This is a genomic window from Proteus sp. PR00224 (assembly GCF_016238105.1).
Classification (GTDB): domain Bacteria; phylum Pseudomonadota; class Gammaproteobacteria; order Enterobacterales; family Enterobacteriaceae; genus Proteus.
Genome location: NZ_JAEHQU010000006.1, coordinates 138,891 through 154,156 on the forward strand (window position 1 = coordinate 138,891; position 15,266 = coordinate 154,156).

General features: G+C 40.6%; 14 protein-coding genes. 2 read left to right on the plus strand and 12 right to left on the minus strand.

Going from position 1 to position 15,266, the window contains the following annotated elements; translation table 11 throughout:
* Position 1: 1 nt before the first annotated feature.
* From JEP71_RS11940 to greB, 12 genes are all read right to left on the minus strand, one after another.
* Positions 2 to 1,360 (minus strand): NCS2 family permease, encoded by a 1,359-nt coding sequence (locus JEP71_RS11940; RefSeq protein ID WP_196534089.1) that lies wholly within the window; start codon positions 1,358 to 1,360, stop codon positions 2 to 4.
* Between the two features lie 127 nt (positions 1,361 to 1,487).
* Positions 1,488 to 2,240 (minus strand): amino acid ABC transporter permease, encoded by a 753-nt coding sequence (locus JEP71_RS11945; protein WP_198626293.1) that lies wholly within the window; start codon positions 2,238 to 2,240, stop codon positions 1,488 to 1,490.
* A 2-nt stretch (positions 2,241 to 2,242) separates the two neighbouring features.
* Positions 2,243 to 2,980, minus strand: coding sequence for an amino acid ABC transporter permease (locus tag JEP71_RS11950; protein ID WP_198620089.1), 738 nt, complete (start codon positions 2,978 to 2,980; stop codon positions 2,243 to 2,245).
* Positions 2,981 to 3,087: 107 nt separating this feature from the next.
* The gene (locus JEP71_RS11955; RefSeq protein WP_198626294.1) at positions 3,088 to 3,927 is read right to left on the minus strand and encodes an ABC transporter substrate-binding protein; all 840 of its coding nucleotides are present in this window, start codon (positions 3,925 to 3,927) and stop codon (positions 3,088 to 3,090) included.
* A gap of 214 nt (positions 3,928 to 4,141) precedes the next feature.
* Positions 4,142 to 4,876 (minus strand): phosphate signaling complex protein PhoU, encoded by a 735-nt coding sequence (gene phoU, locus JEP71_RS11960; RefSeq protein ID WP_198620087.1) that lies wholly within the window; start codon positions 4,874 to 4,876, stop codon positions 4,142 to 4,144.
* Positions 4,877 to 4,890: 14 nt separating this feature from the next.
* On the minus strand, positions 4,891 to 5,667 hold the full coding sequence (gene pstB, locus JEP71_RS11965; RefSeq protein ID WP_006534565.1) for a phosphate ABC transporter ATP-binding protein PstB: 777 nt from the start codon (positions 5,665 to 5,667) through the stop codon (positions 4,891 to 4,893).
* A gap of 29 nt (positions 5,668 to 5,696) precedes the next feature.
* Positions 5,697 to 6,599 carry a phosphate ABC transporter permease PstA gene (gene pstA / locus JEP71_RS11970; protein ID WP_109373688.1) on the minus strand — a complete coding sequence of 301 codons (903 nt, stop codon included), beginning with the start codon at positions 6,597 to 6,599 and terminating at the stop codon, positions 5,697 to 5,699.
* Position 6,600: 1 nt separating this feature from the next.
* Positions 6,601 to 7,560 (minus strand): phosphate ABC transporter permease PstC, encoded by a 960-nt coding sequence (gene pstC, locus JEP71_RS11975; RefSeq protein WP_109373687.1) that lies wholly within the window; start codon positions 7,558 to 7,560, stop codon positions 6,601 to 6,603.
* Positions 7,561 to 7,636: 76 nt separating this feature from the next.
* The gene (gene pstS / locus JEP71_RS11980; RefSeq protein ID WP_109373686.1) at positions 7,637 to 8,677 is read right to left on the minus strand and encodes a phosphate ABC transporter substrate-binding protein PstS; all 1,041 of its coding nucleotides are present in this window, start codon (positions 8,675 to 8,677) and stop codon (positions 7,637 to 7,639) included.
* A 213-nt stretch (positions 8,678 to 8,890) separates the two neighbouring features.
* A complete protein-coding gene (gene envZ, locus JEP71_RS11985) occupies positions 8,891 to 10,231 on the minus strand; it encodes a two-component system sensor histidine kinase EnvZ (protein WP_198626295.1) in 1,341 nt (446 codons plus the stop codon).
* On the minus strand, positions 10,228 to 10,950 hold the full coding sequence (ompR, locus tag JEP71_RS11990) for an osmolarity response regulator transcription factor OmpR (RefSeq protein WP_198620084.1): 723 nt from the start codon (positions 10,948 to 10,950) through the stop codon (positions 10,228 to 10,230). Before ompR ends, envZ begins: the two co-directional genes overlap by 4 nt.
* A 149-nt stretch (positions 10,951 to 11,099) precedes the next feature.
* Entirely contained in the window at positions 11,100 to 11,579 is a 480-nt protein-coding gene (greB, locus tag JEP71_RS11995) for a transcription elongation factor GreB (protein WP_109373684.1), read from the minus strand.
* A 181-nt stretch (positions 11,580 to 11,760) separates the two neighbouring features.
* On the opposite strand from greB, the gene JEP71_RS12000 reads away from it, so the two are divergent.
* Both JEP71_RS12000 and JEP71_RS12005 read left to right on the plus strand, forming a co-directional pair.
* On the plus strand, positions 11,761 to 14,100 hold the full coding sequence (locus JEP71_RS12000) for a Tex family protein (protein ID WP_198626296.1): 2,340 nt from the start codon (positions 11,761 to 11,763) through the stop codon (positions 14,098 to 14,100).
* A gap of 489 nt (positions 14,101 to 14,589) precedes the next feature.
* Entirely contained in the window at positions 14,590 to 15,264 is a 675-nt protein-coding gene (locus tag JEP71_RS12005; protein WP_100159734.1) for a CsgG/HfaB family protein, read from the plus strand.
* Positions 15,265 to 15,266 lie beyond the last annotated feature (2 nt).

Below are 15,266 nucleotides of genomic sequence, written 5' to 3' on the forward strand. Positions count from 1 at the left end.
GTTAGAATAAATTATTCAAATCAATAACATGAGTATCAATCAGTAATATTTTTAAAATAAACAGTAGTGAAACAATCACAACACATAGGTTAATTTCTTTCCAGCGGAAAGTCCCTATTTTCATCACACAATAGGCAATAAAACCAAGCGCAATACCTTCGGTGATTGAGAAGCTAAATGGCATCATTACCGCAGTGATAAAGGCAGGAACAGATTCTGTTAAATCATCCCATTTCACGCGCGTTAAACTTGATGTCATTAACACACCCACATAAATCAATGCACCAGCCGTTGCGTAGCTTGGCACCATGCCTGCAAGTGGTGATAGGAAGATAGCGAGTAGGAAAAGAATACCAACAACAACCGCGGTTAAGCCTGTACGGCCACCAACAGAAACCCCTGAAGTGCTTTCGATAAAGGCAGTGACAGAAGATGTACCCATTGCAGAGCCTGCAACAGAACTTAAGCTATCGACGTATAACGCTTGTTTCATGCGTGGAAATTTGCCTTTGTCATCGGTTAGACCCGCTTTATCTGTTACACCAATTAATGTGCCTGATGAGTCAAATAAGTTAACCAACATAAAGGCAAAAATAACACCAGAAAGACCAATATCTAAAGCACCGACAATATCCACTTTGCCAACAACAGTGGTGATAGAAGGCGGCATAGCAAAGATGCCTTGATATTGAACATCCCCTAAGAGAAGACCAATAACAGTGGTGATAACAATTGAGATAAGAATTGCGGCGTGAATATTACGTGCGGCAAGAATGGCGATAATAAAAAAGCCTAAGGCACCTAATAACACGTTATGAGAGGCAAAGTTACCAATAGTGACGATGGTGTCATTATTCGGAATAATAATACCCGAGTTTTTTAGCCCCATCATGGCGATAAACAGCCCGATACCGCTCGTAATACCAACACGTAAACTCAATGGGATATGGGCAATTATCCAATAACGAATACGAAAGAGGGTCAGTAAAAATAGTCCTACTGCACCCCAGAAAATCGCACCCATCGCGACTTCCCATGAATAGCCCATTGCGCCAACGACGACAAAGGCAAAGAAGGCGTTTAGACCCATTGCAGGGGCAACCGCAATAGGTAAATTTGCAACGAGTCCCATTAAAATACTGCCGAAAGCTGCAATTAAGCAGGTCGTCACGAAGACGGCTTTGATATCCATATTCGCAGCAGCGAGGATTTGAGGGTTAACGAAGATAATATAAACCATCGTTAAGAAAGTCGTGATACCCGCAATTAGTTCAGTGCGAGCGTTTGTACCGTGTTCTTGTAGCTTAAACACACGTTGGAGCAAACCCTGTGAACCAGAATTTGGTGATGACATGCTCATAGACAAAAGATCCCAAAAAAAATGTTTTTCGCTTTATCCTACACAAATAAAACCAGAACCGCACCTAAAAAAGTAATCGATTGCGTCTGTAAGGGATGAAATCTAGAAAATGAGTGCTTTTGAGTGATTAACCTAAACGTTTCTCAATGAATTTCTGTTTTTTAACAGGAAAGATTATTTGCCAAAAAGGACGTTTCTCTTTTTGTGTTGAAAATAATTTGGCTATTTTGTTGGCAATAATTTCTAATGAGAAACAGAGAACAAAATAGATGAAGGCCACAAATAGAAAGACTTCCATTGGATAAACCATGCTGCGATTATTAACTTGTGTTGCTAAGAAAGAAAGTTCACCTACACCCACCACATAGGCTAATGAAGTATCTTTAATTAAGGCTATCCACTGATTTATAAATGAAGGCACCATCATTCGCAATGCTTGCGGTAATACGATATGCCATAGGACTTGCCAACGATTAAATCCTAAAGATAATCCTGCCTGCCATTGCCCTTTCCCTATTGCCAAAATACCCGCTTTGACACCGTGCGCAATATAAGACGATGTAATCAACGCGAGAGCACAAATCACGGTCGTGATTTCAGGAATTTCCATTCCCAATACAACGGGCAATAGAAAATAGACCCAAAATATCAACATAATCACAGGAATAGCACGGAAAAAGCCTAAAAAAGCCGCAAAAAGGTTAACCCATACACCTCTGAGCATAGCCAGTGCAATACCACCCAATGTACCCAAAATAATAGATGCAATACCCGCAATGATACTGATAAAGACGGTCAGCGCTGCGCCTTCTAAAGGCCCGTCAGGATAAGCGCCGAAGAGTAGGTACTGCCAGTTATCAGCAATAACAGTAAAGTCCATATTTAATACCCTTGTGCTAATTTACGTTGCTGATGCCATTGTCCCCACGCTTCCATCAAGGCTATTGCTGCAATATAAAGAATGGTTGCGACACCAAAGGCTTCAAAGGTACGTAATGATTCGGTTTCAACTTGTCTTGATGCGTAAGAAAGCTCCGCAACACCAATAGCCATAGTCAGTGATGAGTTTTTTATCACATTCATGTATTGACCCAGCAAAGGAGGCAGAGCAATACGAAAGGCTTGAGGTAAAATCACATAACGCATAGATTGCCACTGTGTTAACCCTAGTGCTAAAGAGGCATATTTTTGCCCTTGTTTAACACCTTGAATACCGGCTCTTAGCTCTTCGGCAATAAATGGGGTTGAGTAAAATGTCAGACCTACAATGCCAGCTAAAAACTCAAAAGAAGGCCAAGCAAGCGTTAATCCTAGAAAGGAAATTTCATGAGGCGTATTTAGCCACATCATGGCACTTTGCGGCAGAATTTCTCCTGATGCGAAATACCAGAAGAACAACTGCACTAACAGTGGTGTATTACGGAACAGTGAAGTATAAGCAGTGGCCAACCAGCGTAATGGTACAAAAGCGCTATCTCTTGCAGCACTGAGGGCAAAGCTCATTAATGTTGCAATGACAATAGTCCAAAAAGAGATAAGCAAGGTGATTAGAAAACCGTTCCAAAGCCAGCTTAAATAGTGTGGCTCAAGAAGGTAATGTGAAAGAAATTGCTCAAACATATAATAAACCTATTGCAGACACCAAACCCCGCAGAAGCGGGGTAGGTGTTTTAATAAAGGAATAACTTTGTTTTTAATGAGAGAAGAAAGTTATTACGCTTTAAGGATCAAGATTGTGGTGTTTGCTCTGATAATGGAGCAAATTTGAAATCGCCACGAGGTTGTGCTGATTTTGTTTCAGGGCCAAACCAACGATTGTAGATTTCGCCTGCTTTGCCTTCTTTTTCTAATCTTAATAGCGTGTTGTTGATTTCGTTGATTAAGCGATCTTCGCCTTTAGCGGCGGCTACCGCTTGGTATTCACGCGTAATGCTAAACGGTGAGATTTCAAAGTCAGTTTTTACAGCATCAGGTAAATTTGCTAATAAACCCACGAGTTTTGCATCATCTTGCGTGATAGCTTGTACGTTACCATTGCGTAATGCAGCGAAAGCGAGTGGTGTATCGTCATAAGAGATAACTTTGGTGTCAGGATAGCGTTCACGTAAAGTGATTTCTTGTACGGTACCTTTATCAGCACCAATACGCAGTGAGTGGATTTGTTCAGGTTTGGTTAAAACACCTTTGCGTGCAATGAATTTTTGCCCTGTTGCAAAGTAAGGTACAGAGAAATCGACTTGTTTAGCGCGTTCATCCGTGATGGTGAAGTTAGCCGCGATCAAATCGACTTTTTTTGAGCTTAACAGTGGAATACGGTTTGCTGGATTAGTTGGACGTAGTTCCAGTTTTACACCTAAATCTTTGGCGATCTCGTTGGCGATATCCGCATCATAACCTGCGAGTTTTTTGGTTTGAGGATCAATAAAGCCAAAAGGAGGATTGCTATCAAAAATCGCGATACGTACTACACCTGCTTTTTTTATATCATCGAGTTTATCTGCTTTTGCAATACCAGAGAAAAGCACAGAGCCTGCAATTAATGCGGTTACCAAAACACGTAATTTCATATTCACCCCAAAGAAAAAGAATTATCATCGTTATGTTGGATATCACGCTATCAAGTTGATCTAAGTTCATAAAATAATAAAAATTGATATCGATATGCTTTTAAGGAATAAGGTGAGAAAAAGCGTTGAGCTAGAACGGTATTAATTTATGAGAGAATAAAAAAACAGCGACATAAACGTCGCTGTTTTGAAGAGAAGAAAAAGAGGGAGAAATTTATTTAGAGGTGTTGTTGTCGTCGTTTTTTGTCAGCATTCTTTCTACTTGATCACCACCAAGATGGCGGAAATCATGACCTTTCACGTAATAGAAAATAAATTCACAAATGTTCTGGCAACGATCGCCAATACGTTCAATAGAACGAGCACAAAATAAAGCGGTTAGCACACTTGGAATGGTGCGAGGATCTTCCATCATATAAGTCATTAACTGGCGGACGATACCTTCATACTCATTATCAATTTTTTCATCTTCACGATAGATACGCACTGCTTCATCGACATCCATACGGGCAAAAGCATCAAGAACATCGTGCAGCATTTGTATGGCGTGTTGACCTAACGATTCTAAGCTCACAAGCAGAGGTTGATGCTGGTGTGAAAACTTTTCAAGCGCAGTTTTACAGATTTTTTCAGCAACATCACCAATACGTTCTAATTCAGCGATCGTTTTTGATATTGCCATAATTAAACGTAAGTCACTCGCTGTTGGTTGACGCTTAGCAATAATTCGCATACACGCATCATCAATGGCGACTTCCATCATATTAACGTTATGGTCACCTTGGATCACTTCATTTGCCAAGGCTTGATCTTGGTTATGCATTGCCATAATGGCTTTTTTCAGTTGCTCTTCAACAAGCCCCCCCATAACCATAAGCTCAGTGCGGATATGCTCTAACTCAGCATTAAATTGACCAGAAATATGCTTATTGTGATTTAAATTATCCATTAATTGCCTCGTTATCAGCCATAACGCCCAGTGATGTAATCTTCAGTTTGTTTTTTCGCAGGACGCGTAAATAACGTATCCGTATCGCTAAACTCGATTAATTCGCCTAAATACATAAATGCAGTGTAATCAGAACAACGTGCGGCTTGTTGCATGTTATGTGTCACGATAACCACGGTATATTCTGATTTGAGTTCACTAATCAGCTCCTCTATACGACCAGTAGAGATAGGGTCGAGAGCAGAACAAGGTTCATCCAGTAATAAAACTTCAGGACGGATTGCGATACCACGAGCGATGCATAAACGCTGTTGCTGACCACCAGAGAGACTATATCCACTCTGATGTAATTTATCTTTGGTTTCGTTCCATAATGCGGCTTTGGTCAACGCCCATTGAACGCGCTCATCCATATCAGCACGAGAGAGCTTTTCAAATAAGCGGACACCAAAGGCAATATTGTCATAAATCGACATTGGGAATGGTGTTGGCTTTTGGAATACCATCCCAACTTTGGCGCGTAATAGTGCGATATCTTGCTTATCTGTCAGGATATTGTTGCCATCTAACAGAATTTCACCTTCAGCACGTTGTTCACCATAAAGCTCATACATTTTATTAAAAGTACGCAGTAAGGTCGATTTACCACAGCCAGAAGGGCCGATAAATGCCGTCACCTTATTTTTGGCAATATCTAAAGAGATATTTTTCAGCGCATGGAATTTACCGTAGTAGAAGTTCAAATCACGAACTTGAATTTTATTTCCTGCGTTATCATTAGCCATAATCATTCAACGTCTCTCTTGCTTAACTTTCTGCGTTAACCGTGCTTGCGTTTAGCAAACAGCACGCGCGCAATAATATTGATAAATAGAACACAGAGGGTGATAAGTAATACGCCAGCCCAAGCAAGCTCTTGCCATTGTGCAAAAGGACTCATGGCGAACTTAAAGATAGTCACAGGTAAGTTAGCTATCGGTTCGTTTAAGTCTGTGCTCCAGAATTGATTTGATAGTGAAGTAAATAACAGTGGGGCAGTTTCACCTGCAATACGTGCAATCGCTAATAATACACCTGTGATAATGCCTGATACCGAGGCTTTTAAGGTGATTTTAGAGATCATCTTCCACTTTGGTGTGCCTAATGCGTAAGCGGCTTCACGCAAGCTATCTGGCACTAACTTCAACATATTTTCAGTGGTACGAATAACAATAGGAATTTGCAGTAACGCTAATGCGATAATTCCAGCCCATCCTGAAAAGTGCTGCATCTGTGCAACAACAATGGTGTAGACAAAGAGTCCGACAACGATTGATGGTGCTGACAGCAAAATATCGTTAATAAAACGGGTAGTTTCAGCAAGCCATGAACGACGACCATATTCAGCAAGATAAATCCCTGCAAGAATACCTAACGGTGTTCCAATAACTGTCGCCCATAAAATTAGTAATCCACTACCGACAATGGCGTTTGCCAATCCACCACCATCAGTATTTGGCGGAGGCGTCATTTCAGTAAAAAGGGCTAACGACATGCCATCAAAGCCTTTTGTGAACGTAGAGAATAAAATCCACGTTAACCAAAAAAGACCAAATGCCATGGTAGAGACTGATAAAAACAGCGCGATACGGTTTTTTTGACGGCGCCAAAGTTGGCGTTTATGGCGTACACGCAATTCACTTTCTGTTTGAACTTGTAATGAAGAAGAGGATGTTTTGGACATATTAACGCGCTCCTTCATTCTTAGATAAACGTAATGTCATAAACTTAGAAATCGCAAGGACGATAAAGGTAATGACAAACAAGATAAGCCCTAATTCCATCAATGCCGCAGTATGTAACCCCGTTTCGGCTTCCGCAAATTCGTTGGCTAATGCAGAGGTAATACTGTTACCTGGCATAAACAGTGAGGCTGAATCTAATTGGTAGGTATTACCGATGATAAAGGTTACCGCCATGGTTTCACCTAAGGCGCGACCTAATCCCAACATAACACCACCAATCACCCCATTACGGGTATAAGGCAGAACGATATTCCAAATCACTTCCCATGTTGTACAGCCAATGCCGTAGGCAGATTCTTTCATCATAACGGGAGTCTGTTCAAACACATCACGCATCACAGAAGCAATATAAGGAATGATCATGATAGCGAGGATAACACCCGCAGCTAAGATACCAATACCAAAAGCAGGGCCAGAGAAAAGCTCGCCAACGATAGGAATGGAGGACATCACATTACCTACAGGCTCTTGGAAATAGGTTGCAAAGAGTGGTGCGAAGACAAACAGCCCCCACATACCATAAACAATACTAGGAATAGCGGCGAGTAACTCGATAGCAATACCTAATGGGCGTTTTAACCAGTTAGGCGCTAATTCGGTTAAGAAAAGGGCGATACCAAAACTGACAGGCACCGCAATAACCAATGCGATTATCGAGGTCACAATGGTGCCGTAAATAGGCACTAATGCACCAAATTCCTGTGCAGGAGGATCCCACTCTTTCGACCATAAGAATGAAAGGCCGAATTGTTGAATACTTGGCCATGAGGCGAAAATCAGTGAAACAATGATACCTGTTAAAAGCAAAAGCGTAATCAACGCAGCTAGGCGAACTAGTGCGCTGAAAATAACGTCCCCTCGTTTACTAGGGGCCTTTATTACCGTTGTGTGCTCGGCCATAAAGCCTCTTTTAATTTATTACCCCCTGTTTGTCAGGGGGTGAACGTTAACTTATCTCTTAATGGTTGCCGTTTTATTAGTAAATCGGTTTACCATTACTGTCTTTGATACTTGTTTTCCATGCTGCACGAATTTGCTCTACAACTTCGGTTGGCAATACTGCGTAATCTAGGTTTTTCGCTTCCTGATTACCTTTGTCGTAAGCCCAGTTGAAGAAATTCAGTACTTCTTTACCTTTTACGGCATCTTTTTGTGTTTGATGCACTAAGATAAAGGTGGTTGAAGTAATCGGCCATGCGTTTTCACCTTTCTGGTTAGTCAGGTCTTGTGCAAAGCTTTTGCTCCAATCAATTTTTCTTGCTGCGGCACTAAAACTGTCAGCTGTTGGTGCGATTGCCTCGCCATCAGCTGTGACTAATTTAGTATAAGCAAGATTGTTTTGTTTCGCGTAAGCATATTCAACATAACCAATTGAACCTGGTACACGTTGAACGAATGCCGCGATACCATCATTCCCTTTTCCACCTAAGCCTGTCGGCCATTTTACGGTAGAGCCTGCGCCTACTTCATCTTTCCATGCACTATTTACTTTTGATAAGTAGCTAGTGAAAACGAATGATGTACCTGAACCATCAGCACGGCGAATAACCGCGATATTTTGGTCTGGTAATTTTACGCCTGGATTGAGTTTTGTAATGGCAGGGTCATTCCATTTCTGGATCTTGCCTAGATAGATATTACCGATAGTGTCGCCATCTAAGGTCAGTTCACCTGATTTGATACCAGGAATATTGACTGCCATAACAACGCCACCAATCACGGTAGGGAATTGGAATAAACCGTCAGCTTGTAATTTGTCGTCTGCTAATGGCGCATCAGAAGCACCAAAATCAACGGTATTTGCAATGATTTGTTTAACACCACCAGAGGAGCCAATGCCTTGGTAGTTAATTTTGTTACCCGTTTCTTTCTGATAGGAATCTGCCCATTTAGCATAAACTGGGGCAGGGAACGTTGCGCCAGCACCAGTCAGTGAGGTCGTTGCCTGTGCAGAAAGAGCGGTCATTGAAAACGCAGCGGCAATGACACTAGTCAGGGTGGTACGCATCAGTTTCATAATCCCTCCTGTGGGATAGGTAGAATAATTTTCGACATCTATCAACTTCGGTTACGGTACGCACAGACAATAGGTCAGTTTGATGACAATTAAATGTCTTAATTGTGACAGTTTTATGACAAAGCGAAAAAATGATGAAATATTTATAGGAGGAGAGAAATGAGAATAGAAATGGTGTAATAAAATGCACTTCAATATTTGAAATAGAGTGGGCTAATCATTCTCGTCTTCACGTTCTTTTAATGGGAAGTTAGCTCGAATTAATAATCCGCCTTTAACGCTATCATCAAGTTCAACATAGCCGCCGTGGGCATCCATGATACGGCGAATAATGGATAATCCTAAACCCGCACCCGTTGAGCTTCGAGCTTGTTCGCCCTGAACAAAAGGTTGGAAAAGACGTTGTCTATCTTCTTGTGGAATACCAGGGCCATCATCTTCTACTTGAAACCATGCATATTCTTCATTTTTCCCACTCGAAACACTGACCCAACCATTACCATAGCGATTGGCATTGACAATCATATTGGCAAGGGCGCGTTTTACTGCAATAGGGTTGGCGGTGATATTAATGGGTTCAGGATGAAGATGTTCTTCACTGATTTTTCCTAAATTAGATTCAGCTGAAATGACTTCTTGTAATAGATTATTCATATCACACAGTTCTAAAGACATCTCTTTACCTGTGCGCATATAGTCTAAGAATTGCCCAATAATGGCATCACAATCTTCGATATCTTTATTGATAGAGTCTGCGAGGTAACTATCTTCGGGACTCATCATTTCAGTTGCTAGACGAATTCGAGTCAGTGGTGTACGTAAGTCATGGCTAACACCTGCCATAACAAGCGTTCTATCATTATCCAGCGAGCGAATACCTGATGACATCTGGTTAAAAGCACGAATAATTGAGCGCATTTCAGAAGAGCCAGATTCAGGAATAGGAGGAGGAATAACGCCTTTTCCGATACGGCGCGCAGCGTACTCTACTTCATTAAGTGGGCGATTTTGAAAACGATTATAAAGCCAGAAAAAAGCGACAACGATAATAATGAAAATAATCGCTTGTCGGTAAACAGGCAGTAAGAAGTTTTGCCCTAATTCAGTGAGTGGAACACGGATCCAAAGTGAGGGGGACATATGCGTATTAACCCATAGCACAGGGTATTCTAGCGTGTTTTCAACCCAGATCTCTGTTTTTCCTCCCAGATATTCAGACATCTGTTCACTTAATTCATCATTGATTTTGGCCCAATAGAGCCCTTCCTCAAGCGCGGCTTCTTTATCAAAAAAAGAGATACCGAGTTCGGTATAGATTTTATTGCGTAAAGCAGGGGAGATTTTTAGCGGGGTGCCGTCTACTAGGATCAGTTCTTCAGGCATTAAAGTGCGTATTTCATACGCTAAAACTTTATTAAATTGCTGAAGGCTTGGCCCAACAATAAGGTGTTGCACAACGATATAACTGGCTATCAAGCTAAAAAAAAGTAGCGAGATAACCAGAAATAACGAGCGTGTCAGTTTATTGTGGGGTGAAAGCCTCAGCCTTCTCATTGAACGCTGGTTCCATCAGGAACGAAGACGTAGCCGAGTCCCCAAACTGTTTGAATATAGCGAGGATGTGTTGGGTCCTCTTCAATCATGCGACGTAAACGTGAAATTTGGACATCGATTGAACGCTCCATCGCACTGTATTCACGACCACGAGCAAGGCTCATTAATTTATCACGAGAAAGTGGTTCACGAGGGTGAGATACCAGTACTTTCAATACGGCGAATTCACCACTTGTCAGAGGCATATGCTCTTCTTCGTGGAACATTTCACGCGTACCAAGGTTTAGCTTGAACTTACCAAAAGAGATAATGGTGTTATCTTGTGAAGGTGCGCCAGGCAATTCATTTGCTTGACGACGAAGGACTGCGCGAATACGTGCTAGTAGTTCTCTTGGATTAAAGGGTTTTGAGATGTAATCATCAGCACCGATTTCAAGTCCAACAATTCTATCAACCTCTTCCCCTTTCGCAGTAACCATAATAATAGGAATAGGGTTGTTTTGGCTTCTTAAGCGGCGGCAAATAGATAGGCCATCTTCACCAGGAAGCATTAAATCGAGCACAATAAGATGGATAGATTCGCGAGTGAGCAGACGATCCATCTGATCGGCGTTTGCAGCAGTACGGATTTGAAAACCCTGCTCTGTCAAATAGCGCTCTAAGAGTGAACGCAGACGTAAATCATCATCCACGATTAGCACTTTATAACTTTCTTGCATTTTTTAAGCTCCCGAAGTGCAAATGCTTTTATTAGCGAATTCTATCATTGATAAGAATATTAAACCAAAACCAAAGAATAAATGTTAATAATTTATAGATAAAACTTGTTCATTAGCTCTAGTAAAGGGGATAAAACTATTTATTTATCTTATTCTGAATGATATTTGATAGATAATACGCAGTAATTAACTTCACCACCTGGTGTCTGCACGCTAATTTCATCATCAACTTGCTTACCAATAAGCGCTCTGGCAACAGGGGAATCAATAGAAATCCACTGTTTTGCTGGATCAAATTCATCGGGGCCCACAAGCCTAAAGGTTTTGACATTTTCGTCATTATCTTCAAGCGTGACCCAAGCACCGAAATAGACTTTTCCTTCTTGGCGAGGATCTGGGTCAACAATTTTTAGTTCATCAAGACGCTTTGATAAAAAACGAACACGCCTATCAATTTCACGTAATCGCTTCTTTCCATAAATATATTCAGCATTTTCTGAACGGTCACCTTGTGCCGCTGCTTCTGAAACCGATTGTGTGACACGCGGGCGCTCTTCTTTCCAAAGATATTTTAGCTCTTTGTCTAAGGCATACCAGCCATCACGAGTAATATAGTTACTTTTTGCCATTACGAATAAAAACTATCATCAACATTGAATTTCATAAAGGTACTATAGCGTGAATGTTAAAATAATCTGTTAATTTCCTCATAATTGTCGAGCTAGATAGGAAATTTGCCAAATTTTTTTAATGCTCTGCGTGTATAATAGCCATCTTTTTTAACTATTCCTCTCGGTAGGTAAATATTTTATGAATGAATCATTAAGCCGAATTATTGCAGATGAGCTCTCTGTTAAGCCCCAGCAAGTCCTTTCGGCTATAACGTTACTGGATGAAGGGAATACGGTGCCATTTGTTGCCCGTTATCGTAAAGAGGTCACAGGCGGATTAGATGATACGCAATTACGTCAATTAGAAACTCGCCTCAGTTACTTACGGGAACTCAACGATCGCCGCCAAACAATTTTAAAATCAATTGAAGAACAAGGAAAACTGACACCAGAACTGCGCTCTTCAATTAATGAAACTCAAAGTAAAACAGAACTGGAAGATCTCTATCTTCCTTATAAGCCTAAGCGCCGTACTCGTGGTCAGATAGCGATTGAAAATGGATTAGAACCCTTAGCGGATTTACTGTGGAATGAACCACAAAATAATCCAGAAGAAGCGGCAACCGCTTATATCAACGCAGAAAAAGGTGTTGATGACACCAAAGCCGCTTTAGATGGCGCACGTTATATTTTGATGGAACGTTTTTCAGAAGATGCGGGATTATTAGCAAAAGTTCGCCAATATTTATGGAAAAATGCGCATCTTGTTGCCAAAGTGATTGAGGGTAAAGAAGCTGAAGGGGCGAAGTTTAGTGATTATTTTGATCACCATGAGCCTATCGCTAATGTTCCCTCTCACCGCGCATTAGCTATGTTTCGTGGTCGTAACGAAGGTATTCTTCAATTATCACTTAATCCAGATCCGCAATTTGAAGAAGCACCCAAAGAGAGCTACGGCGAACAACTGGTTACAGAGCATTTAGGGTTACGTTTAAATAATCAACCTGCGGATAGTTGGCGTAAAGCTGTCGTAAGCTGGACTTGGCGTATAAAAGTTTTAATGCATATTGAAACCGAATTAATGAGCCAACTACGCGAAAAAGCGGAAGAAGAAGCAATTAATGTTTTTGCACGTAATCTTAATGATTTGTTGATGGCAGCGCCTGCTGGCATGCGTGCCACAATGGGGCTTGATCCAGGTTTACGTACAGGTGTTAAAGTTGCAGTTGTTGATAGCACCGGCAAATTAATTGCTACAGATACAATTTATCCACATACAGGACAAGCGGATAAAGCGGCGGCAAGTGTAGCTGCGTTATGTATTAAGCATAATGTTGAATTAGTGGCGATTGGTAATGGTACGGCGTCTCGTGAAACAGAGCGATTTTTTGCTGAAACAGTAAAACGCTATCCAGAAGTGAAAGCACAAAAAGTGATTGTTAGTGAAGCGGGCGCATCGGTATATTCAGCGTCAGAGCTTGCTGCTAATGAATTCCCTGATTTAGATGTTTCTATCCGTGGTGCGGTTTCTATCGCGCGTCGCTTACAAGATCCTCTGGCTGAACTTGTAAAAATTGATCCTAAGTCAATTGGTGTGGGTCAATATCAGCATGATGTTAGCCAAACATTATTAGCGAGAAAACTTGATACTGTCGTTGAAGACTGTGTGAATGGTGTTGGTGTTGACTTAAATACAGCATCAGTACCGTTACTAACGCGTGTTGCAGGGCTTAGCCAATCTATTGCTCAAAATATTATTAGCTGGCGCGATGAAAACGGTCGTTTTGTTGATAGAAAACAGTTACTCAAAGTGGCACGTTTAGGGCCGAAAGCCTTTGAACAATGTGCCGGTTTCCTACGTATTCGAGATGGTAAAAACCCGCTTGATGCTTCAACGGTTCACCCTGAAGCGTATCCTATTGTTGAAAATATTCTGCAATCTACCCATCAGAAAATTGATGATTTAATGGGTAATAGCGCTTTAATTTCACAAATAGATGCAAGAGCATTTATTACAGAGCAGTTTGGTCTGCCAACGATTAATGACATTTTAAAAGAGTTAGCAAAACCAGGGCGCGACCCACGTCCAGAGTTTAAAACGGCGACTTTCGCTGAAGGTGTCGAAACGATGAATGACTTAGTTAGTGGCATGATCCTTGAAGGGACTGTGACCAACGTGACTAATTTCGGTGCATTCGTTGATATCGGTGTACACCAAGATGGCTTGGTTCATATCTCTTCTTTAGCAGATCGATTTATTGAAGATCCACATACTGTGGTGAAAACTGGAGATATTGTTAAAGTTAAAGTTCTAGAGGTTGATTTAGCTCGTAAGCGCATCGCACTGACTATGCGTTTAGATGAAGTCGCGGGTGATAGTGATAAAAAACCATCATCATCAAATACCACGAATTCTGTTAGAAATAACAAAGGGCAAAAACCAGCTCGTAATAACCGTCAGTCAATGAATAATGGTAATAATGCAGGAAATAGCGCAATGGGTGATGCTTTAGCAGCAGCTTTTGGGAAAAAACGCTAATCGCTAATAGTGCATTTATTGCTATCGCATTAGTGAGTAAAAAGAACGAAAATAATGAGCGTGATATAATCAATATTGGTTATATCGCGTTTTTTATTACATATGATTTAGATGTTTTCTTTAGATGAAAATATTTATAAGAACTAATTAAATAGCAAAGTAATATAAATTCTCTTCCATTTTTTTTTATAGGTTTAATTTTAAACTGACTTAAGGGATATTGAAAAAATAATAGATAAAGCATTCTCTGTTTTATCTCTATATTTATTTGTTATTATTTTTATCATCCATCATCTATTCTCCCCATCGCCGATTGCCTTTATATTATCAAATAAGGGTTGATAGCCTTTTAACCTTATTATTATTGAGGTTTTTAAGGGTGACTCCTTGAGCTAAAACTGAAAAGTATTATTTCTGTTTATATCAACTCTACTTCAATTAATAGAATGAATATCTATGGGTTTATTTCACCTTTATTGGGTTATTAATATGAATTTAAATAAATTATCGTTTGGTTTGATCATGATTTCTGCTTCATTACTAGCAGGGTGTGCATCAGAATCTTCACGCTCTTTAGAAGTGGCTAAAGTAGCAACCTATAACACGACTTACACAGGTGCAAAAAGCGCGATTTCTATCGGTAAGTTTGATAACCGTTCTAGTTATATGAATGGGATCTTCTCTGATGGAGTTGATAGATTAGGAAATCAATCCAAAACTATTTTAATGACGCACTTACAACAAACAGGGCGTTTTAATGTATTAGACAGAGCCAATTTATCTGAATTAAAAGAAGAAGCCGGCATTAAAGGGCAAAGCCAACAATTGAAAGGCGCTACTTATGTGATCACTGGCGATGTGACAGAATTTGGTCGTAAAGAAGTCGGTGATCGTCAATTATTCGGTATTTTAGGTCGCGGTAAAACACAGGTTGCTTACGCAAAAGTGAATTTAAACGTTGTGAATGTGAATACATCAGAAGTCGTGTTCTCATCTCAAGGTGCGGGTGAATACGAGCTTTCTAACCGTGAAATCATTGGGTTTGGTGGAACAGCAAGCTATGACTCAACACTGAACGGTAAAGTGCTTGATTTAGCTATTCGTGAAGCAGTTAATAACTTAGTTGCAGGTATTGAGAGCAATGCTTGGCAGCCTTCAAAATAATA